The following is a 25,320-nucleotide window of genomic DNA, read 5'->3' on the forward strand; positions in this document are numbered from 1 at the left end:
CTTTTTATCTCGAAAAGTTAATGACTTTAAATCCAAGATCCTTATCAAATGTTCGAGAAGCTTTCAACTCTTCTGATTGAATAATCGTAAATTCAACTGTAATCAATGTGGGGTTTTTTCCACGTACAAAATGTCCTGCACTTACTTTCCCATTTTCTTCTGTTACGAGACCATGAAGGTGGAGATCCATTTCATGGTTTTCATCCTCACAAATAAAACCAGTGCCATTAACTAATTCAACTGGCTGATTAATTCCAATTTCGTTGCCGTAACCTGAAGGTAAACCATCCACAGTTTTAAAAAGCACATAGCCTACTTCTTTCAATGACCCAATACAAGTAACTAATCCTGAACGAATATGATGTTTTTCGCATTCTGCCAGGATCCCGTCCATGAGGTCAACACCTTCAGAAAGCGATCCAAAGATACTAACATTGTCATCTAGTCGAAGTGAATGACTTTGCCTCTTCATGCTATTTACACCTCCCTTTAAATCACCCAATAGCTGAACCTCCGCAAACCTTCAAGACTTCACCTGTCACATAATCAGCACGAGCCAAATAAACTACAGCTTCTGCAATATCTTCTGGAGTACCCATTCTCTTAATCGCCTGATTTAATTCGTAGTTCATACCCTTAGTAATGTCGGTTTCTACAGGGCCCGGTGCAATGCTGTTACAATTTATTCCTAAGCCTCCCACCTCTTTTGCAATCCATTTCGTCATGGCAATGACTCCACCTTTCGAAGCGGCATACGCAGGACCAGAACGACCGTTTTCTCCGTCTCCCTTTGAAAAAGGCCCCCCCATGATACCGGAAATGGAACTAATATTGATGATCTTTCCTGAATTCTGTTTTTTCATATGTGGGTAAATAGCCGCTTGAGAAAAAAGAAAGGTTCCCCTAAGGTTCGTATTGATGTCTCTGAACCACATTTCATCCGTCATATTTTCTAAATCTAACCGTGAGCATGTGCCGGCATTGTTAACAACAACATCAATATGTCCAAAGTGTTGTACGGTTTCATTGACAACCTTTTCAACTTGCTCCCTCTCTTTAATGTCGATCGCGTAAGATATAGCCTCCACTGTTAGATTAACATCCTTTATACGTTGAATCGTTTCCTCACAATCTAATAGATCTACTAGGACTATATGAGAACCCTCTTTAGCCAACGCAATTGCAGAAGCAGCACCTATCCCTCTTGCTCCACCAGTTACAATCGATACTTTCTTTTCAAGATTAATAGTCATAATCCATCCTCCTAGAAATTCTTTTTACATACCGAGTAAATTTGGCAACCAATTAGATAACGCTGGAATAAATGTAAGTAACAAGAGAACGGCAATCGAGGCAATGAGAAAAGGGACAATTCCACTAGTGACTTGTTTTAGGGACAAGTTCGATATTCCGCCAGCTACGAACAAGTTGAGACCAACCGGAGGAGTAAATAGCCCGATAGCCAAGTTAACTGTAATAATCACGCCAAACGTTGTCGGGTTCATGCCAATTTCCATTGCAATGGGCAATAAGATGGGAACAAATAAATAGAGCGCAGAGATCGCATCTATAAATGCTCCAACAATCAGTAAAATAAGTGTAATCAATAACAGAATAATAATCGTGTTGTCCGTTATTCCTAGAAGAGCGTTGGATATGCTTTCAGCCATACGTTCAGTGGTAACAATATAGGAAAGAAATGAGGCAGTCCCTACAATAATCATAATAACTGCTGTTTGAACTCCCGCATCAATTAGAATTTTCGGTAAATCCTTTAGCTTTAGTTCTCTATAGATGACCAATCCAACAAACAATGCATAAAACACGGCAACTACTGCAGCTTCTGTCGGTGTGAAGATTCCTCCATAAATCCCTCCAAGAATGATTACAGGAATTAAGAGACCCCATATGGCTTGAGAAGATGCTTTAACTACTTTTTTAAAGGAAGGTTTCTCCGGTTTAATCATTCCCCCTTCAGAATGTTCGAGCCCTGCAGCTACTTGGGAATATCCTGCTTGTTTCTTTCTGATGACTATGTAGCTTGTAGCTAATAGTGCCCCCCCTAGTAACAGACCAGGAATAATGCCCGCAATAAACATCCTGCTAATCGTTATGGGCGCTATATCACTTGCGATAACAGCATATACGATGAACGCGATACTTGGCGGTATAATAATTCCTATTGAACCTGAGCTTGCGATTAATGCTGCAGCTGTAGGTTTCGGATACCCATTTTTCACCAAGGCGGGAATTAAAATACCTCCGATAGCAGCTACTGTAGCAGGACCGGACCCAGAGATAGCCGCAAAAAACAAGGCGGTCATTATAGTCACTATCGCAATTCCGTTCTTACGATGAGCTACACATACATTTGCAAAATCGATTAATCTTTTAGAAATTCCTGCATATTCCATAATAACCCCTGCCAGAATAAAAAACGGGATAGCTAATAGGGCAAAGGATGATATACTGGCATACATAATACTCGGAATTAACTCTAAGGCTGCAAACCCTCTGTCAAGAAACAGTATAAGTAAACCAGCTAAACCTAAAGAAATTGCGATGGGCATATTAAACAGAATCAGAAGGAAAAATGTACCGAACATGATTAACTCTGTCATAAGCTGTTCACATCCTCATCCTTACTTCTGCGTAAACTATTCATCGTGGACTCGATTGTTCTAATAATGCACAAGACACATCCAATCGGCAAACCTAGCGTAAATACCCATTGTGGCCAACCAAGTGCAGGAGTAATTTGTTGTCTGTCCATTTGTGACATAACAATCCCTATTCCGTGGTAAGCGAGCACTCCAAAAAAGAACACAATTAATACCCCTATAGCGATGCTTACCATTGCCCTACTCATTTTATTTAACTTGTCATAAATCAAATCAAACCCGAGATGTGCCCCTTTATAGATTCCTATAGAAGCACCTACAAAGGTAAGGATTACAAATAGATTCACGGTTACTTCTTGAGTAAACGCAAAGGAAAAATTAAATATAAATCTGGAAAGTACATTTGCAAATGTAATGATCGCCATAATCGCTAAACTTAGCGCTAATATAGTGTACTCGACATAGAGTAGTCCTTTACTCATTGCAAACTCCCCCTTCATACATCATTAATAAGGTTGGTCAGCAGCCTGGATTGACTACTGACCGTTTGGATTTATTCTGTTTGGAAGGCTTTCAGTAATTCCTCTCCCCAAACCTCTTTATATTTGTCATAGATCGGTTGCGCTATCTTTTTGAATGCTTCTTTTTCTTCCTTACTTAGCTCGTAAATCTCCATTCCACTCGCTTCTAACTCTTTTAATTGCTCTGCTTCCAGCTTTTGGGCCTGCTCAATTTGCCATGCATTTGCATCCGCAGCTGATTCTTTTAGAATTTTTTGATCTTCTTCACTCATTGAATCAAACAATTCCTTATTCATTCCTAAAATCAGTGGATCAAAGGAATAGTCCCAGATGGTCATATATTTCTGAACTTCATTCAGTTGTGAAGAATGAATAACGTCAACTGGGTTTTCTTGACCATCAATAGTCCCTTGCTGCAGAGCGGTAAATACTTCTGAAAAAGTCATGGTTGTTGGATCTGCACCGAATTCCCGCCATAAATCTGTGTACATATTGATCCCAGGAACCCTAATCTTAAGACCCTCTAAGTCGTCAGGAGTTTTAATGGGGTGAACATTGTTTGTAACCTGGCGAAAACCGTTCTGAGCAAACCCAAGAGGTTCAATTCCATTTTCTCTTATAATGTCATTGATCATCTCTCCGCCTTTTCCATCTAGTAATGAATAAGCGGTGTCAAGATCGGGGAATAGAAATGGTGCACTTAATACCCCTAAACGTTGATCCATAATGGAGTAAATAATGGTTGAATTATAGGATAAATCTTGAGTCCCATTAGACACTTGTGCTACGGCCGTACCTGAGTCACCACCAGATAGTTGTTCATTTGGGTAAACTGAAATCGTAATACGTCCGTCAGATTTCTCTTTCACATCCTCTGCAAATCTCTGAGCAGCTTTGTACCATGTCGAAGCCTCTCCGACAGTTACTGACATGTCCAGCTCATACGTCTTACCTTTGGCGTCACCGCTCGCCTTTTCTCCTCCTCCACACGCAGCAAGAATTACTGTAAGCGCTGTCAATAATAAGCCTAGCAAAATCTTCTTCACTCAAATTCCTCCCTAAAGTATTTTTACTTTGGCACAAAACTACTCTCTGGTTCTAAACTTTGATAACCCATTCGAGTTGATATTTCTTTTGCAGTGACAAGGATTGATGAGATAATATGCTGAATCCTTTTTTCATCAGTTATCCTTGGGGCTATCCCTGCTATACAAATGGCTGCGATTATTTTCCCCTTGTGATCCTTAATGGGACACGCAAATCCACGTAAGCCAATTTCAAATTCCTCGTGATCGACTGCATAACCAGTCTTTTTAACGTGAGCTATTTCTTTCTCTAGCTCATCCCTATTAATAATCGTGTTTTGGGTATGGGGAACCAGTTTCAAATTGTCTAAATATTGCTTAAGCTCCTTCTCTTCGAGTGAAGACAAAAACACTTTCCCTGAAGCAACTGCATAGGCAGGTGCTTTTTGGCCAGGTTCAAAAACGATTCTAACCGTGTGAGAACTCTCAACCTTATCGACATATTCACTTTCGTTACCATTAAACACAGCTAATAGGGCACTTTCTTTAAATTCTTCGGCCAAAGTTAGTAAGTATGGCTTTGACAAATTAACTACTTCATATTGATTTTGGGCATTGACTCCAAGATTAATGAAAGACTGTGATAGACGGATGGAGTGATCAGGCAATTTCTCAATGTATCCTAATTCTAATAAGGTGGAAATAAAACGATGGACCGTACTCTTGTTCATGTTTAGATTAGTGGCTAATTCTGCAGGTGCCTGGGGTTTACTTGATAACGTCTTAACAATTTCAAATACTCTTTCTACACTTTTAATATTATAATCCAATCCCATTCTCACCTCCTCGAGTTTTAGTTTCATTGTGTGAAACAAAAGTTTTATTTTTGTTAGCTCAATACTATTCTGTTTTTTCTGCAAAGTCAATAATTTCTGAAAATTAAAAATGTATGATTTTGTCGATTGATCTTTAAAGACCTTTGGCAAAGCGATTCGAAAAGTAAGCCCCTAAAGAAAGATTAAAAATCATATTTATTACAGCTGGAACTGCGGCTGTCTCTCCGAAAAATTCTAAAGCTAAAATTGCCGCAAGGGCAGAATTACACAGACCTACCTTAAACAAAATAGCAATCGCGTCCTCCTTCTTATTTCCTAACCAAAGGGCAATTCTGTACCCTCCAATCATAGGAATGAACACCTGAAAAAAGGCTGTAATCACTACTAAAACTAACAAGTCGTTCTGTATCACAACTTGTTGGCTTACCCCAGCAACCACACTTAAAACGATTAATATTATAGTCACAGAAGAGACGAACTTAGTGTAAGGTCTAATTTTATGGATAGATTGGTTTGTGAAATGACGGATAACCATACCTGAAAAGATCGGAAGAATGACAATAAAGAACATTTTTTCAGCTAATTTAAAGAAAGATACAGCAACCGTATTATTTGCTGATATATTCATAATAGCTGGTGTTACTACTGGGCTGATAAAGACATCAACGATCCCCATAGCTACTACAAGGGAGGTATTTCCTCCAGCTAAAAAAGTGTACATGGTTGCAGCTGTTCCACTTGGTACACTTCCTGTGAGGATAAATCCGGCCACGAGGTTAGGATAGTCTGAAAAGAATAGTTTGGCTAAAAAAACGGATAACAAAACAGTTAATGTCCATTTCAGAACAAGCCCCGTACTCATAACAAGCGCTGACCTTCTAAGTACATATAAGTCTTTAAAAGCCATAGAAAGCCCTGTCAGAAATAAAACAAAACCAAGTAATACACTAGTACTGGTGTAAAAGTAAGAAAAAAGGCTAGGAAACACAAAAGAAATGATAGCAGCAATCGTAATATAACCCGGTAAAAATTTGGACACGTGTGAATTAAGCCGAGTCACTTCTCCAACTCCTTGTAGAATTCTAAAGCCCTGGTTCAACCTAATCGAAAATGATTAATTTGATTTAATACAACCTTACCACAGTCCTTCTTTAATAAACTTTGTTTAAAGATACAGGAATGACAGTAAACCGTATTATGAATTTTGTGTGATCGTCTATATCTTTTGACTTTGTGCTCCCCTAAACTGAAGATAACCTAAGCACTTTAAAAGGAGAATCCCTATGCTTACAGATGAGATAAAAAAAGAACTGGAGGGAATTGTCGGAGAAAAAAATGTAGAAACATCAAACGCCAGTAAGTTATCTTATTCCTTTGATGCTACTCCACAATTCCAATCCCTTCCTGATGCCATCATCTCTCCACATAATACGGAGGAAGTATCAGAAATCGTGAAGATTTGTAATAAACACCAAATTCCTATCATCCCTAGAGGTTCAGGAACAAATCTAAGTGCTGGTGCCACCCCTCTTGAGGGAGGGATTGTTTTGATATTTAAATACATGAACAAGATTTTGGAGATTGATGAAAAGAACCTAACTATAACTACACAGCCGGGCGTAAATACTCTTGAATTAATCACGACTGTGGAAGAAAAGAAATTGTTCTATCCTCCCGACCCAAGTTCAATGAAGATTTCTCAAATTGGTGGAAATATAAACGAGAACTCTGGCGGGCTAAGAGGTCTGAAATATGGTGTCACCAGGGATTATGTAATGGGGCTGGAAATGGTGTTACCAAATGGGGATATTATCCGAACTGGAGGAAAATTAGCAAAAGATGTAGCTGGTTATGATTTAACTAGACTATTTGTTGGCTCAGAGGGAACGCTAGGCATTGTTACAGAAGCTACTCTAAAATTACTGCCGCTTCCAGAATCAAAAAAGACGATTCTGGCTCTTTATGAAGACATTCATGCTGCAGCGCAGTCTGTTTCAAAGATCATATCTAATCGTATAATCCCGACAACCCTTGAGTTTTTAGATCAGCCGACTCTAAAGGTGGTTGAGGATTTTTCCAAAATAGGCCTCCCTACCCATGTAAAGGCGGTTTTATTAATCGAACAAGATGGAGACTTTCACTCCGTTGAGAAAGACATGGATAAAATAGCAGACATTTGCAAACAAAACGGTGCCATTCAAGTCGATGTAGCCAAATCCGAGCAGGAAGCTGAAGCATTACGAACAGCGAGGAGGGCAGCTTTATCAGCACTTGCACGCCTGAAACCAACTACGATCCTGGAGGATGCAACAGTTCCCAGATCCGAAATAGCCAATATGGTAGATGCTATTAATCAGATTGCTCAAAAATATAAAGTAGATATATGTACGTTTGGCCACGCAGGAGACGGAAATCTTCACCCTACCTGTTTAACAGACATCCGTAATGAAGAAGAAATTGAACGAGTTGAAAAAGCCTTTGATGATATTTTTAAAAAAGCAATAGAATTAGGCGGCACGATCACTGGAGAACATGGTGTTGGTGCAATGAAGTCAAAGTATTTACACCTGAAGCTAGGAGAAGCAGGAGTGGATGCCATGTGGAACCTTAAAAAAGTATTTGATCCAAACAACATTATGAACCCTAGTAAGATTTTTGCTAAGCAAACTCCTAAAAGAGTGGTGGTGAGCAGATGAAAGCGAAAGAGAAAAGTAGGATTCAACAACAATTTCAGGAAAAAATGGACTACGATGAATTATTAAATTGCATGCGTTGCGGTTTTTGTTTACCCAGCTGTCCAACCTACATTGAGTCGAATTATGATGAGGTTCATTCCCCTAGGGGACGGATCGCTCTAATGAAAGGGGTCGTGGATGGTGTAATTGAGCCAGATGAAGACGTGAAACGATCACTTGATATGTGTCTTGGATGCAGGGCGTGCGAGCCAGTGTGTCCTTCTGGAGTAAATTATGGTCATTTACTTGAGCAAGCTCGTGACATTATTTATCAAAACCAGCCACTTCCACCCCAGGTTAAGGCATTGCGCAGAATAGCTTTCAAAGAATTATTCCCTCATCAAAGCCGCATGGTTGGTGTTACCAGTCTACTTGGATTTTATCAACGATCGGGGATCCAGAAGTTCACTAGAAAGTCAGGCATTATGAAAGTGCTCCCTGATTCCCTTCAAACGATGGAGAAGGTGTTACCTAAGGTCCCTAAGAAAAAAGAGATGAAAAATCGACCTAGACACTATAAACCCTTAAAAACGAAAAAAAAGAAAGTAGCCTTCTTCTCTGGTTGTCTAATGGATACACTTTTTCTGCCAACGAATAATGCTACAGCAAAACTACTGCAGTATGCCGGTTGCGAAATCGTAGTTCCACAAGACCAAGGCTGTTGCGGTGCTCTACACGGACATAGTGGTGAGAAAGATCAAGCGAAGAGATTGGCCAAACAGAATATTGAAGCTTTTGAGAAAGCAGAGGTCGAATACATCATTACGAATGCCGGCGGGTGTGGAGCTTTTTTAGTAGACTATAAACATTTGCTCAAAGATGAAGAAGAATGGCGAGAACGCGCAGAAAGACTATCGTTAAAAATTAAAGATATTACCAGCGTGTTAATAGAATTAGAGTTTCATAAACAACCCCTTAAATTGGAACAACGACTTATTACGTATCAGGATTCTTGTCATTTGAAGAACGGACAAAGAACATTTATGGAACCGAGACAGCTGCTTGAATCCGTTGAAGGCATTACCTATGTGGAAATGAAAGACGCGGGGCGTTGCTGTGGCTCTGCTGGTATTTATAATCTTGTAGAAACAGAAATGTCCATGCAGATTTTAGATTATAAGATGGAAAAAACAAAAGAAACCCAAGCTACAACCGTGGTAACCGCTAACCCAGGCTGTCTGCTGCAGATGAAGCTTGGTATTGAAAGAGAAGGACTTTCAGAACGAGTGCAAGCCGTTCATATTGTCGACTTATTATTGGAAGCATATGAACACGCAAGAAGAGATCAAACAGGATAAAAATCACACTTTTAGACGCAAGGCAAATAAAGCTTTGCGTCTAGGAGTAGTGGTTACTTTCAATAAAATCAGATCGATGTTCATCAATACCTAGAAAACACAAGGCAACGTAGAAAAGTGTAATACCCTCCGCGTTTTTCGGATCGATCCCTGTAATTTCTTTAATTTGCTTAAGGCGATAATGAAGTGTGTTTATATGAATATTCATATGAATAGCTGCATCTTTAATAGATTGATTATACGACAAGTAAACTTTTAGTGTATCTACTAATTCTTGTTTATTATATATCTCCGCTAACACTCTATCGATAAATTCTTCCCGTGTCTCTATATTAACTTCCTCTAAAATAATATCCAAAACCAGATCGTCATAAGCAACAACTCCATCTTGATTTTGCGCTACATTAAGCGCCTTTTTAGCTTCGTGATATGCTTGATTCAAATTGGACTTCGCCACCGATTTGCTAATACCAAAGGAAACCTTTGCGCTATAGTTTGTTTGAAAATACCTTTGCCACTTACAAAGTTCATTTTTCACAAAATGCTTGGTCTGTTCGTTTTTATAGCTTTTTAGTAAAAGAAACCTCCCCTCTCCCCAGCGTATAAATACATCATCTCCTTCTCCAGGAAACAGACCCCTAAACCAACGCATTACGTAGGAGTGGACTATTTGTATATCTTGAATCGATTCTACTTGTAAAAGAACACAAAGATAAGGCTTCCCGATTGATACCCCTAATAGTTGCCCTCTGTGAATAAAAGCTACATCTACTTCCTTTGAAAATACCCATTCATATAGATAAGCCTCAAGCCCTCTCATTTCCCATTCCCTTTGCTCTGCATAGTAAGTTTCTCTAACCATTAACTCCGTCATTTTCCGAATTAAATCAGCGTATCCTTCCACAGACTCCGGACTCCCTGTTATCCCTATTACTCCAACTACCTTTTTCTCAAAAAAAATAGGAAGATTAATTCCAGCTTTGACACCTTCTATTTTCCTCGCTCTTTCTACTTTTATATAATATTTTTCCCTAGTTCTAACCACTAGTTTTGCAATTTCATGAAAATCTCCTACTCGTTCATCTTGAGTCGATGCGATAATAATCCCATTTTCATCGACAACGATCAGGTCTTCTTTAATTACCAATCTCACTTCACCAATAATTTTATTAGCAAGCTCAGGTAGTAATTGCATGACTATATCAACCACCTTCTTCAAAAAGCCTCCAATAGTAATAAGCAAATTATATATTAAAAATGTACAAATGACATTAAATCGCCTCCCCCTTTCTCACTATAGTCTTAACGAACACTCCATTAGACGTAAGGATTCTGATGTCATCCAAGGTCTCTATGTTGAATTTCGTCAGCTATTAGATCCAAAAGGTAATCCAGGAATTCTAAGACCTCAGATCCATGACGCCCCCGATGTTTAAGAGTACAGTCATGCATCACAATCAACTCAGAATTGTCGAACTTTCGAACAACATCTCTAGTATCCAAGTTATCACCCCCTTTCATATGGGGGAGACACCCAAATTTTAGCAATATTCTACAGTACAGTTCTACATTTCTGCTAACTAAAAACAGCCACTTCCTTATAAAAGAAAGTGACTGTTTTCTTATTTGCTTGCAATGCCAGCTGTATATGTTTCACCTTTTGTTCGTTCATTAAATTCTTCCTTCGCCTTTTCAAGGACGTGGTCCCGATTCAATAGCAGGTCATAAGCTGTCAGGGACATGGTTTTTGCTGCTAGGTGCATTCCTTTATAGCCAATGGATGAGCCGAATGAAGCGGTGGCCTGCCAGGAATGAAGCTGTACCCCAACAGGTGCGCAAGTAGTACTGATCATCCCCATCGGAGCAATCCAACTTACGTCACCTACATCTGTTGAGCCTTGAATAGACTTGCCGGCTAACTGTTTGTCATAGTAGAGATCGACAGGTAATAAGCGGTCTACTTCATTGCCAAATGTACCTCTGTCGTTTTGAGTATTAATGGTTTGTACTAACTTTTCAGCAAATGTTTGTTCTTCTTTTGTAAAATCGGCGACATCGCTTTCTCCCATGTTCCTGTACATGATCTCATTCAAATGATCATTGGGAAGGGTATCGTAAGGAAACGCTGTGATTTCATGTTCAACTTCTGTTTCGGTCATCAGCGCTGCCCCTTCTGCAACCTTTTTAACTCTCTTGAGAATGTCCTCTACTTGATTCTTTGATTCAGCCCTAATATAGTACCAAACACTGGATGCTTCAGGTACAATATTTGGAGCAAGACCTCCATTCTCGATTACATAGTGAATACGTGTCCCGTCCTTGACGTGTTCTCGTAAATAATTCGTTCCGACGTTCATGAGCTCCACTCCATCAAGGGCGCTTCTACCTGCATGCGGTGCAGCTGCAGCGTGGGCTGTAATTCCTTTGAAGTGAAATTTAATAGACACCATCGCTTGCATCCTCATATTCATGACCGTATTTGAGTTGCCAGGATGCCACGTTAACGCACAATTCAAATCGTCAAAAACTCCAGCATTGGCCATATAGGTTTTTCCTGAAAGAACTTCCTCTGCTGGGCACCCGTAATAGCGAATAGTACCACTTAAGTCTTCCTGAGTCATTTTTTCTTTTAAGGCGGTCACTGCTTCGACGCCGGCCGTACCCAGTAAATTATGGCCGCATCCATGACCAGGGCCGCCTGGGACAACTTCTTCTTGTGTAACAGCCGCTTGTTGTGAAAGACCAGGCAAGGCATCAAACTCACCTAATACACCGATAATTGGTTTGCCGCTTCCGTATTCAGCGACAAAGGCTGTATCGATATCGCCAACTGGATTTTGGACACGAAAGCCCGCCTGTTCTAATGTCTTCATTTGCAACTGGGAAGCATATTCTTCTTCGAAGGCAAGTTGAGGATTGTCCCAAATATCTTGCGCCATTTCTGTAAACATTTCTTCGTTTTGTTCCATCCATTGTAATAAATCTGCTTTACTCAAGACGATCTACTCCCCTTCACAAGTTTATTTTTTAGCAACGTTTCTTTTTTCTAACCACACGCAAATTATAATCGTTATCATTATACATAGTAACATTTTTAAATAGACAACTAGTGAAGTCATGTTTACGATCAGTCCAACGCCTAAGGCAATCACGCCGTAAATTGGCTTCTTCATAGCAAACTGAGCTAACACTCCTCCAAAGATTGCCGGCAGCACCAGTGGGAAAATTCGCTGTATGTTTTCTGGAATGGTAGATATGAGAACAGATCCGCCTAGTATAATTGGGATTAGGAACAGTTTATTCACTATTGAGGCTGCTCCTATTCCGAGAGTAGCCGTGATTTCTCCTTTTCTCGTCCCCGGCTCAGCACCGATGGCATGCTGAGCCGCTGCAGCAGAAGGAAGACACATGTTCCCGATATTTCCTGTAAGAAAACTGATATACGTTCCAGACACACCTAATACAGGGAAATACATAATAGGCTCTAAAAACCATACAGCTGCCACAATACTAGCGTACGCAATAAAACCGGCGAGAATAGCGCTCCAGCCTGGGTGATAGCCAAGAACAAATGATAGAATCACCGGTAATGAGAGTGTTAGAATAATAGCAGACCAAAGTGTTAATCGTCCCCAGAAGTGGGCTTTTCCATGAAACTGTTCCATTGCAATTTCTTGAGTACTTGTAGAAAGTTCTTCTTCTTCAACTCTTTCTGGATTGATGCCCATCATTTAACCTCCTTACATTGCAAAGTAGCCGACGAATAAACCGGCAATAATTGAAAATCCAAGTGACCACTCTCGCAGCCAATTAAGTTGATGCTTATTGGCAAGAGATGTAAACAGAACCATGGTTAAACTTGATGTAATAACAACTAAAACATAGGCAAAGCCTTTGATCATTTCAGCACTAGCCAAATTACCGAAGGCAGCAACCATCGCTGCTGTCGTGACGATGGTCATCGTTTTTTTACTCTTGTCACTTTTATTGGTTACTTTTTTCTCGACCCTGCTCATCGACTTGGTGGCTAGAGCAGTAAAGACCAACCAGCCTACTCCCCCAAGACATAAGGTCCAGGCCACAGTCGTGAACGCTTGATAGTTAAAACCGGAACTGCCTAACTCCGTACCATAGGCTTCTGCGCCAAGAGTCGCTCCAACGGATTCAATCGGCGCTGAACCGATAATTCCAATTCTCATTAGGGTGAGGGGATCACCAAGTAGCGGAATTAAAGAAATGGCGACGATGATAATTGCAAACGAAGGACCTATCGCTGCGATCGCACCTGTTTTCAGCGCACTATGTACCTCCCCCCTGCTCATGCCTATCTCTTTACCTGCTCCAGCGGCCAGCATGATAAACTTTATGGCTTGAAAAATAACAACAGTTAGGACAAGTGTGGCGACAATCCAAACGACACTACTATTTGCCAATCTCATGACATCTTCCATAATCATCTCCCCTTCTCTTTTAATATCGAACGCCGGTATGCAACACATCTCATATGACGAAACACCCACCCTCCAAAACCTTGTAAGCACTTACATTTTAATTTCCACATTTTCAAACTATTCTGTTTACTATACAATTAGCGTAACAGGAAAACAATGTATGTTTATCTATAATTTATCGATCATGAATGGAGATCTATACATAAAAGGAGAGGGACAATTCATGAATTCACTTGAATACGGGGTCCAATTTTTAAAAAGGACGTTAGTTCATAGTAATTTTTGCATTTGGGGTTGTGACTATTACAAAAATGAAACTTATTTGATTTTTGATGGTGTCCATCAACAAGGCGGCCCTCCTAAGTTTACTGATTTCCCCTCAGATGATTGTGGGTATAAAATCATCAACCAACAAAACTCTGTAACTTTGAGATTTACTTATGAACGAGGAAATCAAATAGCTGTCTTCATATTTCAAGAGTCACTTCCTTTAACGGATGAAGAAGTAGAACACGTATTTCACCTCATGCGTGTATTCGATCTGGAGCAAACTATTCAACTAAAAACACAAGAAATGACTACAATGGTAGATAGTATTCGTTCTGTTACCTCCTCCCTTCACCTTGACAGAGTTTTAGAAAATATTATTCGAAATGCGTTAAAAGTTATCCCGGCAGCGGATGCAGGGTATCTCATGCTCTATGATCCGGATAAAAAAAGACTTATTTCAAAAGCGCCTGTAGGTTTCAATGACTTAATTTATCATTTTAGTGTAGAAGTAGGAGAAGCCATTACAGGGAAGGTCTTTCAAGATGGAAAAGGAAGGATCTTCAATTCACGACAAGAACTATATGCGGAAATGCATACAAACCATATCTCAGATAAAAACCTTAGCTTTATCAATCGATCTTCAAAGTATACCGAAGGAGCAATTTGTGTTCCGATCTCAATCGAAGAAGAGAGAATTGGCGTTATGATCATTCATCAGTGGAAGATTAAGCGAAAATTGACTGAACATGATTTGAATTTATTACAAGGATTCGCTGGACAAGCGGCTATTGCGATTCAAAATGCTCAGTTTCATACGGAAACCAATGACAGCCTGCAGGAAATTACTGCGTTAAGTAAGAAACTAACGAAAAAAAATGCCCAGCTTGAAAAAAGGCAGGAAGTTCATGAGATATTAATGAACATTTCGATCAGAAACCGAGGAATAAAAGTGCTAGTTCACGAACTCCAAGAAATGATGAACCGAACAGTGGTCTTTTTTAACGGGCTGGAAAACACGTTTTATTGCCCTGACCCTTGTGAACATTCACATTTTAGTATGTTCGAACTCAAAGCCATATTTTCAAACAAGCGTCAGGCTTCCCACGTAAAGGTTTTTGGAGAATTGGAAGAAATGTTTTATTTATATCCCATTTATAACGGAGGTGTTTTTCTTGGATGCTTAATTATTCAAATTAACGGCTCTCTATCTAAATCTGACCAGATCACGCTCGAACAAGGCAGTTCTGTCTTAGCGTTAGAGTTAGTCAAACGACAGACGATTTCAACCATTTATAATAGAAAGATGTATGAGAAGTTCCAGGAATTGTTAACCAATGAGGATCCTTCCCATTTGAGAAAACTGGGAAAAGAGTTTGATCTCAACCCTTCTTCTTATTGGGTGATTAGCATTTTAGAAATTCCAAAACATGCGGTCGATATACAATATTTAGACATCATTATTTATCAACTCATCTCCAAAGTAAACACAGAATTCCCTTCCTTAGAAAAACTTATTTATGGATTTTATAATAAAATCTTTCTATTGATCTCCCTTCCAGTGCCAGCTGATTTGAAACACATTACGTACAAGTTGAATGTAATCAAGGAGGATTGGGAAAGAAGTGGAAACCCGATATTTCGTGGTGGAATAAGCAATGCTTACATGGGGCTTGAGAGCATAAAGAAATGTTATGAAGAGGCTGAAAAAACATTAGATTACTTAGATCAACGTGCCAGTACTGGGATTATTCAGTATGAAGACATTGGGTTAAATCGGTTATTTTTAAAGCAATCAACAGAAGAAATCGAACAGTTTATTAATGAAACTCTCTCTCCCTTAACAACGGCCACTGAAAAAAATAAAGAATTAGAAGAAACACTGCTCACCTACATCGAACTGAATCGCTCTGCCAGTAAAACAGCTGATCACTTACATATTCACATCAATACACTTTACCAACGAATTAACAAAATTGAAGACCTATTAAAGATTGATTTACGCGATAATGGAGACCTGTTAGAGATACAATTAGCTTGCCATCTTAAAAAATCGCAATTGGCTTTATAGGCTGTCAATACGAGGACAAAAAAGCAAAGCCATTGATAGGACGTATGCCTATCCAGCTTTGCTTTTTCCATAGATTTTAATTCCATTTTCTTTCTACAAATACACGTCGACTCCCGGTCCAAACGGAATCCCCAAAAATACAAAAGCCAATAATAATAGTATCCAAACGATAAGGAACGTTAAACTGTAAGGAAGCATTAAGGCAATCAATGTTCCTAATCCAGCTTTCTTATCGTATTCCTTCATAAAAGCCAGCACAATAATAATATACGGATTCATCGGTGTAATGATATTGGTAGAAGAATCCGCAATTCGATACGCAGCCTGAATGAATGCTGGGTGATAGCCAAGGAAAGAAAACATTTTGAGAAAAATAGGGGCTTCCAGGGCCCAAAGCGCAGAACCGCTGAAAATAAAGATACTTAGTAAAGCAGTTAATAATACAAATCCCACAACTACGCCGAGACCTGTCACTCCTATAGATTCTAAAAATTGAGCTCCACTTACAGCCAGCCATGAACCAATATTCGTCCATTCAAAATAAGCGATGAACTGTGCAGCTGCAAAGATGAGAACGATGAAACCAGACATATCTTTCATCGCTTCTCCCATGAATTTTGCAATCGAGCGAGTGGATTCAATCTTTCCAACGGTCACGCCATAAGCGACGGCGACTGTAATAAAGAAAAGCATAAGAATCGGTACAATTCCATCTAGAAATGGTGACGGAATAAGACCGCCCTCTTCGTTTCTAAGCGGTGAATCAGGGATAAATAACAGCAAAATGAATAAGCCAATGTATAAAATGCTGGCTATCGCTGCATTGCGTAATCCTTTTCTTTCTGTTGGTGTGGTATCTTCAAACTCTTTCTGTACATTTCCTTCATATACACCGAGACGGGGTTCGACCACCTTTTCCGTAATCAAGGCACCTGCAACAGATAAAACCACGACTGATACTAACATAAAATAGTAGTTATCGACGGGAGTGACCGTAGCAGCTGTTTCAAGAGTTGCCATGACTTCAGAAGAAATTCCTGAAAGAACCGCATCTGTGTTGGTGACGATCACATTCGCCGTAAAACCAGAACCTACACCCGCGAAGCCAGCTGCCAAACCTGCCAATGGATGACGCCCTACATTGTAGAACACCATCGCGGCAAGCGGCGGGACAATCACAAACGCGGCATCTGCTGCGAGGTTCCCTAAGATTCCTGTGAAAATCACTGCATAAGTGATTAGAGATCTTGGTGCTTTTAAAATCGTATTTTTAATAAACGTTTCTATTAAGCCGACTTTATCAGCCAATCCAATTCCGAGCATCATCGCTAATACGATGCCGAGTGGTTTGAACCCGACAAAGTTATCCAGCATGGACGTCAGCATATATTGAAAACCTTCACTGGAAAGTAAGTTCTTGATCGCTACTTCTTCTTCCTTTCCTGGCAGTGTAAACGTCACATTAAATAAAGAAATAATCCAGGATACGATAATGACACCGACTGCCAAGTAGACAAATAAGATAAAAGGATCTGGTAATTTATTGCCGACACGTTCAATTCCATTTAGGAGCTTGGAAAACTTAGCATTCTCCTTTTGCTTACTCATGTAGTTCACCTCTTTGCTGTTGTTTTAATGAATACAAATAGGAAGTGAACCAAGATAATGTACAGCCATCCTATTTGAACTGCTCATTATTATACACGACGTCCAATCCCAAGCAAAGTAGTAAGAATTACCGTTTTTTAGTAAGGGCTCTTCGCGTTCAAGCTTCCCCGTAGTATGGGAAGTGTCGGAAGGTCCTAAGTTCATCACGGCCAGACATAGCCTGAAAAACATTTGGAAAGTAGGAATGGTAGGCTCAGAGCAGATGAAAAAGTGAGCTGGCGCATATACTTCCCAATCAGGGGGGCAGACTTTTACTTCATGACTTTTTCTTCAGGTGAAAAGAACTGCCTTATATGCTCTCCTATAGTACAATTTTACGGTTATCACCAAAATCAACTAGTATAATAATACCTTTATACCCTTTTTTTGGAAATTATATTGTTTTCAACAGGGGATGATGGTAGCCTGTATTTGTAAGTAGTTATCATAAAGTTCTGATAATAAACACGAATGCGTTTTAAGGGGATTTTTTAAAGCTACATACTTCCAGAGAAATACTATAAATCTATGGAAAAACGGTTGATTAACTTTTGAATAAAAGTAACTAGTTCAAAAGTTTTTCAAATAAAAAACTGCTGTTTAACAAACAGCAGTACTAAGTGAAAAGGAGGTGAAGAAATGACGGCCTACTTAAACAAAACAAATATGGTTCTCGCACAATTATACTTTTTAGTTATGAATCTCTATCAAAACATCACTTTGTCCCAGCATGAATTAAGAAGTTCAGACAAAACCCAAAAAAATGCGTTTTGGATCACAGTATTGTTTATTGTATTAGGAGTAGCTAGTATAGCTGCATTAATTTGGGCATGTAACCACTATGGAAACGGCGCAAGTTTCCTTGGAGAATTCAAATTCATGGGTATCTACATTAAAATCAAGTGTGGCTAAACCATTTTAGGATTGCTCAGTTGCTTACCACAATAAGCAGCTGGGCAGTTCTTGGTTAAATTATAATAGATGTATTAGGAGATTTGCAATGATTTCATTACACATTGAGAACAAAGCATTTGATTCGTTTGAGTTAAATGATATACCAATTGAAATGAACAGAGGAGAAATAAATCTTCTATTAGGACATAATGGTGCTGGCAAGACAACCATTATTAAATCAATGTTTGGCCTGTTAACGTTTGAAGGAAAGGTTATGGTGGATGGGCGCGATATTTCATTCGATTCCCAGGATGATGTAGACTTTTTCAAAAAACATTTGGCCTATATTCCAGATGATATTTCTTTGCTTGATTACTTAACACCCAAAGAGTATTTTCAGCTTATGAAGAGCTCATTTGAAAATAATCAAAATGAAAGCTTTTTGCAAAATTTAATTGATCTATTTGAACTTGAAAAATATTTACATGTACCTATCCTTAACTTGTCACACGGAAATCAAAAAAAGACACAAATTGTATCACAACTTTTTAGAAAAAGTGATTTTATCGTATTTGATGAACCAACAAATGGTCTTGATCCAGATATGATCATAATTTTAAAAAAAGTATTAGAAAAGTTAAAATCCCAAGGTGTAGGGATCCTTTTATCTACACATAATTTAAACTTCGGGCAAGATTTGTTTGACAATGCCATCATACTGCGGGATGGAGAAATAAAACTAAACAAAAGAAGAGAAGATATTCAAAAGACATTTGGGGACATAACTTTGGAGGAAACATACACTAAAGTTAACCAAGAATATTATGAATATATTGAGGGATTGCTAGATGACATGGATTCAAATCGTAAAGAATATAGAAACGCCCAGGCTAACCAATAAAGTTAAGAATTATTTAACAACACATTTACCTCAAGTAATGACACTGATAGTTGGGCTTTTATTAGTGTATACCATCTATACAGTATTCACCCTACGAACGATAACTCGGGTAGAAATCCGGCTAGACAATCTTTATTTAAACCTTCTTAAAGTCGCTACCGTGCTCGTTTGCTTTTGTATTGTCTTATCAAGAAATAAACTAAAAAATGACAGTTACATATTTTTATATTTAAATTCAGATATAAAAGCTTCTCAAACCATTGCAGGAAGTATGTTTTATCTTTACCTCTTTTATAATGTCATTTTAATGTTAACCTTCTTCCCTGCCTTGTTGGGCATCATTATACAAGGCAAGACTATTGATCCCTTTTATTTTATGTTCCTACTTCTGACTATAACACTCTTATTTATTCTAGCCGTTACTGTATGGATGGTGGTTAATCAAGTTATTAATAAGATGACTAGTTCGGAAAAAGAACACCTGACAATAAACACCCTCTCCCTGCTTGTTATCATGTTTGGTTTACTCATAGCAGCTGAAACCTATCTGAAAAGTTTTTTGGAACAAAGCTCTTTGGGTTATTTATTTTTCATCTCATTGGTCCTTTTTATGGTTATTTATACGTTCAGACGACTGGCAGCCGATTTCTTAACACAAACGTTCAGGAAAAAGAATGCAGGAATCCTGTTACAAAAATATGAAACCAGCCATCTACAATACAGAAACCAATATATGCTGCAGGCTAAAGTTGAATGGTTGAATTTTTTTCGTAATCAAGTGTTTAAAGAACAAGGTTTACTATACATCATTCTCGTTATGATTATGATCGGAACTTATTACACTTTTGATTCGACTAGCTTTTTTACATTATACTCGTTCATCATTCAATTTGGCCTGAAAGAAATTCTGATCATGCTTCCATTAACTATCGGAATACATTTTAAACAATTCAAATCTGCCATTTACAATTTAAACATTGGTAAATATCCCTATTTCTTGTCTCGAGTATTTTTCATCTATATGTTAAATAGTTTGACCTATTTTTCTTTCTTACTCATCACAAAGTTATGGTTTGGGGTAGATATTGGCGGAATACTCACCGCACTAGTTTCGATAGGCTTTATAACGATGGTTTCTATATTAACTGCGTTTGTAATAAAAATAGATGACTTTAACAAGACGTTTGTGGTTATTTTTCTATTGGTATTTGTAAATGTATTTGACCTGATCATCCAACAGGTACTGAAAGACATGCTACTTATCCAATTCACCTATTTAGGAATAGCCTTATTTATTTTTTATTTCATCCAATCAATGTATATAAGGAGACCCATCATTAAATGACAGAATTGCTAACGTCATTAGCTTTAGTGTTTATCATCCATGAATTAGGTCATGTTCTCGCGATAATGATTCTAAATGTTACCGAAGATAAACCATTCTATTATATTGGATTTGAATTCAATCTGAAACATTTCTATGTCATTCATGAGAAATTTAATTCCCCATCAAAAAACTTAGCTGTTGCCGTCTCTGGTTCGCTTTTCCCGATTGTACTATCTCTAAGTTTTATGTTGGTTATTAATAATCAGTTTACAAATATTTTTACACTTTTGTCTTTTGCCAATCTGATCATGTTGCATCCAAATCTGCCTGATGGTAAAAACATTACAAGTTCACTTCATGAATGGAGGAAAAAATAGATGGTTAAATTTTTCAAAGCTTTTTCAAGTGGCATAAGTTTTGCTTTATTGTACTTGTTTATAGTATTTGTAAGTCCTATCGTCTTGCTGTTACTTGGTTATTCGGATATTACTTCAAAACCTTCTCTATTCGGCGCCTCTCTATACAGTATTGAAATAGAAGGCCAACGTTTTGTATCGGAAGCCACTATATTTGGGTTTGCTTTAGCATTAATCGGTGGGTTAATCATCTACTTCGTATCTCAGTTGCTTGTGTCTTCCCTTCGAAAAACAGCGGCGTAAGTTAATGTCCCAACCTATTTTTTGACAAAAAATTAAAGCCGAACAAGGTATCTCCCTGTTCGGCTTCATACTTATTGAATCGTTTCCAGCAACCGGTACGCTTCCTCTTTCGACGACACGTTTAACAGTTCTTCTCTGAAACTCTCATTCATCAAACGACGCGAAAGCATTTGGAGAATCTTCAAATGATCGTCTCCTTCTCTTTCTTTCGGAACCGCAATCATGAAAATCAGTTTTGCATCTGTTCCATCCATACTGTTCCAGTCGACACCTTCCCGCTTAATACCAAACACGACGGCAGGCTTTTTGACAGCTAAGGATTTACCGTGCGGAATCGCGATATTCATGCCAAGTCCCGTGGTGCCTTCTTGCTCACGATTCACAATCGCTTCTTTAAATGATTCAGCCGAATGCAGGACGTCTTGTTTATCCAGTGTCTGAATTAGCTCATCGATCACTTCATCACGGGTCGAGCCTGTCAAATCGATATCGATAAGGTCTGGTGTCGTAATGTCGGTAAGTTTGGTAATGTTGATGTGATCTTGCTCCTGAGATGGCTGGCTGTTCACTTCTTCTTTTTCTTCAACGGCTTCTTTAATGACCGAGTCAGACTCAGCATCAGCGGCTTCCCCCACAGGCATTCCAGCCCCAGCAGCGACGACATCTTTCTTCAACGCGTTCGCCATAAATGCTGTAATAACAACCCCAATTGCTGCAGCTACGAAAAACATCAGCACGTTATCGACAGCGCCTAACACTGCTACGATCGGGCCGCCATGGGCGACGCGATCCCCAACGCTGCTCATCATGGCTACGACTGAACCGGCCATTGAACCAACGACAATACTTGGTATGACGCGCAATGGATCCTGAGCGGCAAAGGGAATGGCTCCCTCAGTTATTCCGAATAGTCCCATCGTGAACGATGCTTTCCCTGTTTCCCGCTCAGCCTGGTTATATTTTTTCTTATTCAAAAATGTTGCAAGTCCCATACCGAGCGGCGGGATACAGATCGCAACAGCAATAGGTCCCATGATTTCATAATTTCCTTCTGCGATCATCGCCGCTCCGAATAAAAAGGCTACTTTATTAAAAGGCCCTCCCATATCAATCGCAATCATTCCACCGAGGATGAGGGCAAGTACAATCGAACTGGTTCCCTGCATGCCTTCAAGCCACTGCGTCAAACCTTCGAAAATAGCAGCTACAGGGGCTCCAATTACGAAAATGAATAACAATCCGACAACCAATGAAGCTATGATCGGAATAAAAATGATCGGCATTACTGGCTGGACTGCTTGAGGCACTTTAATTTTCTTAATACCAAGCACCACATATCCAGCTAGGAATCCGGCGATGATTCCACCAATGAACCCTGCACCCGCTTCACTGCCGTAAAAACTTCCATTAGCCGCAATGTATCCGCCAATAATTCCGGGAGCTAATCCTGGTCGATCGGCAATACTGACCGCAATAAATCCGGCTAAAATCGGTACCATAAAGCTGAACGAAGCGGCTCCTAAACTTTCAATTTGTTTCCAGAATGATCCTTCAGGAATGACAATGCCCCCATCTGTCTGTTCTCCCCCGAGGGCAAGAGAGATGGCAATCAGTAACCCACCAACTACGATAAACGGAATCATATAGGAAACTCCGTTCATTAAGTGACGATAGATAGGATTCTCCTTTTGTTTCATCTTCTGCTTAACAGAATCAGCAGAAGGCATTTCACCTTTGTAAACGGATACATTTCCATCCATAATTCGTTGAATTAGTTCCTTTGGCTGACGGATTCCTTCCTGAACTCCTACAACAATCAAATTCTTCCCCGCAAAACGCTCTTTAGAAACATCCTTATCACTGGCAATAATGATTCCGTCTGCTTCCTCAATATCTTTCTCTGTCAGCGCGTTCTCAACACCGATGGATCCTTGAGTCTCCACTTTGATGTCAACATTCATGTCTTCGCCGGCCTTCTGAAGGTTCTCAGCAGCCATATACGTGTGGGCAATTCCGACTGGACATGCTGTAACAGCTAGTATTTTCATAAGCGATCCTCCCTAGTTTGTTATACATCTATTTTACGATAGCTTTCCTCATAAAAAATAATTCATTTTTACCTTAGATGTGGTAAAAATGAATTATTTACGGAGAATTTGCCTGATGGATGATACATCTTGGGCTTCTTTCAGATTCTGAATAAATTCAGGGCTTCCACTCATGCTCGCTATCCTTTGAATCAGTGGTTTGATCAAGGATCGATCCTGTTTGGTCATCGCCAAAAGAAACACGACCGAGACATATTCACGTCCCCATTCTAATGGTTCTTGAAGAATGGCGATCGCCACCGTTGAGTGCAGAACTTCTTCTGGATGTGCGTGAGGTATAGCGATTCCTCCCCCAATCGAAGTAGCAGACGACCGCTCTCGCAGTAAAGCACTATGAGGGAATGCCTGCGTAACATTTCCTTTTGTCACAAGCCCATTGGCAAGTAACTCGACTACTTTAAAACGATGTTCGAGATCTACATCCGAATAAATCAGCTCATCTTCAACAAATCGCTCAATCACCTCTGAATTTTGACCTTCTCTGCTGTTTTGATCGATGGACTTTAGAAACTGATCCAGACGTTTTTTATCCTTAGCTTCTAGCAGCGGCGAAACGACGATCACAGGGAGAGACTGATGTGGCAATGATTTTGTTGAAATCACTAGATCGACAGCTTGCTTTGCTAAAGCTTCGTCAATTTCCCACATTCCTACACAATCAACAATGTCAAATCCCCTGTACGTTTGCTCTAATTTGGCCTGCAGCAAATGAGACATCCCTACACCTAAGTTACAAACAACCAGCACCTTCTTCAACTTGTTCCGATGTTTCTGCAGCCGTTCTACGGATGCTTGAAAATGCAGGACCACATAGGCCGCTTCATCCTCAGGAATCGTGAACGCATGCGCTGCCCCCACTTCTTCAAGAGCTAGCACGACCATACGGAACATATACGGATACATTTTCTTAATCTCTTCCAGCATCGGATTATGAATCGTAAAGCCATAGTGCAAGCGATGAACTGTTGATTCCAAGTGAGTGTTCAGCCCATTCTTTAAGGTTTGGTCATCGTAAAAATCGGTCACCGTAAAATTCCCCATCTGGGAAATCAATTGTTCAACGATATCTTCTACCAAACGATTGGACTCCTTTTTCGATGAACCAGAATTGCTTTTACTACTGATCAAGTGCCTCGTAAAATAAATTCGTTCCTCTTGTGGAAAAACAATCCGGAGAATTCGCTCTAATCTTGTCAAAAACCAATCCGCAATTCCATATTCCTCTGTATGAGAAACCGTTTCCTCTGCTGATTCATCGAGCGTAATCGGGGAACGTTGTGTAGTTCGTTTAATCATAACCAGAGTGTGGATTAGCAAGCTTTCATAATCACCCTCTACAGAAAAAACAGAAAAATGATGCTGCATATCACGAAGCAGCTTGCGAACTACACTTACATCGTATGAGGAAAAGAGATTCAACATCTCCTTGCTGGTGGATAACTGAGATGAGGCCAATTCTGGCAAACGAGCTAGAGCATTTCGCTTCTGTAGCTCTCCCCCTTTGACGGCGTGACCGAGCCGCTGCCTGGAGACCAGTTCCAATTCAAACCTTTCAAGCCAAGGAGCTATCTGGTTCAAGTCTCCTTTGATCGTTGACTTGTTCGTAAAGTACTGTGAGGACAGTTCGCTTAGAGTAACTGGATCCTTACTAACTAGTAACTGGTAAGTGATTTCAATAAGACGATCTTCCTGAGACTTTGGCTCCGCTTGCGAGAGACGATCAAGCATTCGTGATTTCTCTTCTGCTTCAACTACAAGCTGAATTCCAACCCCTTGCTTACGATCCAGAGTGGCATCAGGATAGTCCTTTATAAATTCTCCTACCACCTTTAAATCATTACGGATGGTTTTCTCGGAACAATGGAGAGATTCTGCTAAAGCGTGGACATGAGTATATTCATTCGTATTTAAAATCAATGTGTGGACAAGTTCCCTTTGTCTGTCGTTCATTTCTCTACA

General features: G+C 39.5%; 23 protein-coding genes. 8 read left to right on the forward strand and 15 right to left on the reverse strand.

What is annotated here, in order from left to right:
- Nucleotides 1–4: 4 nt before the first annotated feature.
- The 7 genes from G6R08_RS05870 to G6R08_RS05900 form a co-directional block, all read right to left on the reverse strand.
- A complete protein-coding gene (locus G6R08_RS05870; RefSeq protein WP_163527125.1) occupies nt 5–472 on the reverse strand; it encodes a PPC domain-containing DNA-binding protein in 468 nt (155 codons plus the stop codon).
- Between the two features lie 22 nt (nt 473–494).
- Nucleotides 495–1,253: an SDR family NAD(P)-dependent oxidoreductase gene (locus G6R08_RS05875; RefSeq protein WP_163527126.1), complete on the reverse strand. Its 759-nt coding sequence runs from the start codon at nt 1,251–1,253 to the stop codon at nt 495–497.
- 24 nt (nt 1,254–1,277) lie between these two features.
- Nucleotides 1,278–2,621, reverse strand: coding sequence for a TRAP transporter large permease (locus G6R08_RS05880; protein ID WP_163527127.1), 1,344 nt, complete (start codon nt 2,619–2,621; stop codon nt 1,278–1,280).
- Complete coding sequence (locus tag G6R08_RS05885; RefSeq protein WP_163527128.1) at nt 2,618–3,103, reverse strand: TRAP transporter small permease; 486 nt, start codon at nt 3,101–3,103, stop codon at nt 2,618–2,620. Before G6R08_RS05885 ends, G6R08_RS05880 begins: the two co-directional genes overlap by 4 nt.
- A 71-nt stretch (nt 3,104–3,174) precedes the next feature.
- Nucleotides 3,175–4,188 carry a DctP family TRAP transporter solute-binding subunit gene (locus G6R08_RS05890; RefSeq protein WP_205439396.1) on the reverse strand — a complete coding sequence of 338 codons (1,014 nt, stop codon included), beginning with the start codon at nt 4,186–4,188 and terminating at the stop codon, nt 3,175–3,177.
- 23 nt (nt 4,189–4,211) lie between these two features.
- Complete coding sequence (locus G6R08_RS05895) at nt 4,212–5,003, reverse strand: IclR family transcriptional regulator (protein WP_163527129.1); 792 nt, start codon at nt 5,001–5,003, stop codon at nt 4,212–4,214.
- Between the two features lie 133 nt (nt 5,004–5,136).
- Nucleotides 5,137–6,063, reverse strand: a complete 927-nt coding sequence (locus tag G6R08_RS05900) for a bile acid:sodium symporter family protein (RefSeq protein WP_163527130.1) — start codon at nt 6,061–6,063, stop codon at nt 5,137–5,139.
- Nucleotides 6,064–6,286: 223 nt separating this feature from the next.
- Between G6R08_RS05900 and glcD the strand changes: the two genes are divergently transcribed.
- Both glcD and G6R08_RS05910 read left to right on the forward strand, forming a co-directional pair.
- Nucleotides 6,287–7,699, forward strand: a complete 1,413-nt coding sequence (gene glcD, locus G6R08_RS05905) for a glycolate oxidase subunit GlcD (protein WP_163527131.1) — start codon at nt 6,287–6,289, stop codon at nt 7,697–7,699.
- Nucleotides 7,696–9,036, forward strand: coding sequence for a (Fe-S)-binding protein (locus G6R08_RS05910; RefSeq protein ID WP_163527132.1), 1,341 nt, complete (start codon nt 7,696–7,698; stop codon nt 9,034–9,036). Before glcD ends, G6R08_RS05910 begins: the two co-directional genes overlap by 4 nt.
- A 40-nt stretch (nt 9,037–9,076) precedes the next feature.
- On the opposite strand, the gene G6R08_RS05915 is transcribed toward G6R08_RS05910, so the two are convergent.
- The 5 genes from G6R08_RS05915 to G6R08_RS05935 all read right to left on the reverse strand — a co-directional run bounded on the left by G6R08_RS05915 (nt 9,077) and on the right by G6R08_RS05935 (nt 13,487).
- A complete protein-coding gene (locus G6R08_RS05915; RefSeq protein WP_163527133.1) occupies nt 9,077–10,231 on the reverse strand; it encodes a CdaR family transcriptional regulator in 1,155 nt (384 codons plus the stop codon).
- A gap of 143 nt (nt 10,232–10,374) precedes the next feature.
- The gene (locus G6R08_RS05920; protein WP_163527134.1) at nt 10,375–10,539 is read right to left on the reverse strand and encodes a hypothetical protein; all 165 of its coding nucleotides are present in this window, start codon (nt 10,537–10,539) and stop codon (nt 10,375–10,377) included.
- Between the two features lie 119 nt (nt 10,540–10,658).
- On the reverse strand, nt 10,659–12,032 hold the full coding sequence (locus tag G6R08_RS05925) for an amidohydrolase (RefSeq protein ID WP_163527135.1): 1,374 nt from the start codon (nt 12,030–12,032) through the stop codon (nt 10,659–10,661).
- 24 nt (nt 12,033–12,056) lie between these two features.
- Entirely contained in the window at nt 12,057–12,767 is a 711-nt protein-coding gene (locus G6R08_RS05930) for a small-conductance mechanosensitive channel (RefSeq protein WP_338035423.1), read from the reverse strand.
- 9 nt (nt 12,768–12,776) lie between these two features.
- On the reverse strand, nt 12,777–13,487 hold the full coding sequence (locus G6R08_RS05935; RefSeq protein WP_163527136.1) for a DUF5058 family protein: 711 nt from the start codon (nt 13,485–13,487) through the stop codon (nt 12,777–12,779).
- Between the two features lie 160 nt (nt 13,488–13,647).
- On the opposite strand from G6R08_RS05935, the gene G6R08_RS05940 reads away from it, so the two are divergent.
- Nucleotides 13,648–15,825 carry a helix-turn-helix domain-containing protein gene (locus tag G6R08_RS05940; RefSeq protein ID WP_163527137.1) on the forward strand — a complete coding sequence of 726 codons (2,178 nt, stop codon included), beginning with the start codon at nt 13,648–13,650 and terminating at the stop codon, nt 15,823–15,825.
- A gap of 93 nt (nt 15,826–15,918) precedes the next feature.
- On the opposite strand, the gene G6R08_RS05945 is transcribed toward G6R08_RS05940, so the two are convergent.
- Nucleotides 15,919–17,433 (reverse strand): AbgT family transporter, encoded by a 1,515-nt coding sequence (locus tag G6R08_RS05945; protein ID WP_163527138.1) that lies wholly within the window; start codon nt 17,431–17,433, stop codon nt 15,919–15,921.
- 678 nt (nt 17,434–18,111) lie between these two features.
- Here G6R08_RS05945 and G6R08_RS05950 point away from each other — a divergent pair.
- The 5 genes from G6R08_RS05950 (at nt 18,112) to G6R08_RS05970 (ending at nt 21,253) form a co-directional block, all read left to right on the forward strand.
- Entirely contained in the window at nt 18,112–18,384 is a 273-nt protein-coding gene (locus tag G6R08_RS05950; RefSeq protein WP_163527139.1) for a hypothetical protein, read from the forward strand.
- An 88-nt stretch (nt 18,385–18,472) separates the two neighbouring features.
- Nucleotides 18,473–19,267 (forward strand): ATP-binding cassette domain-containing protein, encoded by a 795-nt coding sequence (locus G6R08_RS05955; RefSeq protein ID WP_163527140.1) that lies wholly within the window; start codon nt 18,473–18,475, stop codon nt 19,265–19,267.
- Between the two features lie 271 nt (nt 19,268–19,538).
- Entirely contained in the window at nt 19,539–20,612 is a 1,074-nt protein-coding gene (locus tag G6R08_RS05960) for a hypothetical protein (RefSeq protein WP_163527141.1), read from the forward strand.
- Complete coding sequence (locus tag G6R08_RS05965) at nt 20,609–20,971, forward strand: hypothetical protein (RefSeq protein ID WP_163527142.1); 363 nt, start codon at nt 20,609–20,611, stop codon at nt 20,969–20,971. The genes G6R08_RS05960 and G6R08_RS05965 overlap by 4 nt, the downstream gene beginning before the upstream one ends.
- Nucleotides 20,972–21,253, forward strand: coding sequence for a hypothetical protein (locus G6R08_RS05970; protein WP_163527143.1), 282 nt, complete (start codon nt 20,972–20,974; stop codon nt 21,251–21,253).
- A 71-nt stretch (nt 21,254–21,324) separates the two neighbouring features.
- Here the strand turns inward: G6R08_RS05970 and G6R08_RS05975 are convergent, their stop codons facing one another.
- Both G6R08_RS05975 and G6R08_RS05980 read right to left on the reverse strand, forming a co-directional pair.
- Nucleotides 21,325–23,301 (reverse strand): PTS fructose transporter subunit IIABC, encoded by a 1,977-nt coding sequence (locus G6R08_RS05975; RefSeq protein ID WP_163527144.1) that lies wholly within the window; start codon nt 23,299–23,301, stop codon nt 21,325–21,327.
- A gap of 93 nt (nt 23,302–23,394) precedes the next feature.
- Nucleotides 23,395–25,311, reverse strand: a complete 1,917-nt coding sequence (locus G6R08_RS05980) for a BglG family transcription antiterminator (RefSeq protein WP_163527145.1) — start codon at nt 25,309–25,311, stop codon at nt 23,395–23,397.
- Between the last annotated feature and the right edge of the window lie 9 nt (nt 25,312–25,320).

The organism is Halobacillus ihumii (assembly GCF_902726645.1).
Classification (GTDB): domain Bacteria; phylum Bacillota; class Bacilli; order Bacillales; family Halobacillaceae; genus Halobacillus_A; species Halobacillus_A ihumii.

Bases quoted from the DNA above. Each gene is read 5' to 3' on its own strand.
- G6R08_RS05870 (WP_163527125.1), bottom strand. From the start codon at position 472: ATGAAGAGGCAAAGTCATTCACTTCGACTAGATGACAATGTTAGTATC.
- G6R08_RS05875 (WP_163527126.1), bottom strand. From the start codon at position 1,253: ATGACTATTAATCTTGAAAAGAAAGTATCGATTGTAACTGGTGGAGCA.
- G6R08_RS05880 (WP_163527127.1), bottom strand. From the start codon at position 2,621: ATGACAGAGTTAATCATGTTCGGTACATTTTTCCTTCTGATTCTGTTT.
- G6R08_RS05885 (WP_163527128.1), bottom strand. From the start codon at position 3,103: ATGAGTAAAGGACTACTCTATGTCGAGTACACTATATTAGCGCTAAGT.
- G6R08_RS05895 (WP_163527129.1), bottom strand. From the start codon at position 5,003: ATGGGATTGGATTATAATATTAAAAGTGTAGAAAGAGTATTTGAAATT.
- glcD (WP_163527131.1), top strand. From the start codon at position 6,287: ATGCTTACAGATGAGATAAAAAAAGAACTGGAGGGAATTGTCGGAGAA.
- G6R08_RS05910 (WP_163527132.1), top strand. From the start codon at position 7,696: ATGAAAGCGAAAGAGAAAAGTAGGATTCAACAACAATTTCAGGAAAAA.
- G6R08_RS05915 (WP_163527133.1), bottom strand. From the start codon at position 10,231: ATGCAATTACTACCTGAGCTTGCTAATAAAATTATTGGTGAAGTGAGA.
- G6R08_RS05930 (WP_338035423.1), bottom strand. From the start codon at position 12,767: ATGATGGGCATCAATCCAGAAAGAGTTGAAGAAGAAGAACTTTCTACA.
- G6R08_RS05935 (WP_163527136.1), bottom strand. From the start codon at position 13,487: ATGGAAGATGTCATGAGATTGGCAAATAGTAGTGTCGTTTGGATTGTC.
- G6R08_RS05940 (WP_163527137.1), top strand. From the start codon at position 13,648: ATGTTTATCTATAATTTATCGATCATGAATGGAGATCTATACATAAAA.
- G6R08_RS05945 (WP_163527138.1), bottom strand. From the start codon at position 17,433: ATGAGTAAGCAAAAGGAGAATGCTAAGTTTTCCAAGCTCCTAAATGGA.
- G6R08_RS05950 (WP_163527139.1), top strand. From the start codon at position 18,112: ATGACGGCCTACTTAAACAAAACAAATATGGTTCTCGCACAATTATAC.
- G6R08_RS05955 (WP_163527140.1), top strand. From the start codon at position 18,473: ATGATTTCATTACACATTGAGAACAAAGCATTTGATTCGTTTGAGTTA.
- G6R08_RS05960 (WP_163527141.1), top strand. From the start codon at position 19,539: ATGTTTTATCTTTACCTCTTTTATAATGTCATTTTAATGTTAACCTTC.
- G6R08_RS05965 (WP_163527142.1), top strand. From the start codon at position 20,609: ATGACAGAATTGCTAACGTCATTAGCTTTAGTGTTTATCATCCATGAA.
- G6R08_RS05970 (WP_163527143.1), top strand. From the start codon at position 20,972: ATGGTTAAATTTTTCAAAGCTTTTTCAAGTGGCATAAGTTTTGCTTTA.
- G6R08_RS05975 (WP_163527144.1), bottom strand. From the start codon at position 23,301: ATGAAAATACTAGCTGTTACAGCATGTCCAGTCGGAATTGCCCACACG.
- G6R08_RS05980 (WP_163527145.1), bottom strand. From the start codon at position 25,311: ATGAACGACAGACAAAGGGAACTTGTCCACACATTGATTTTAAATACG.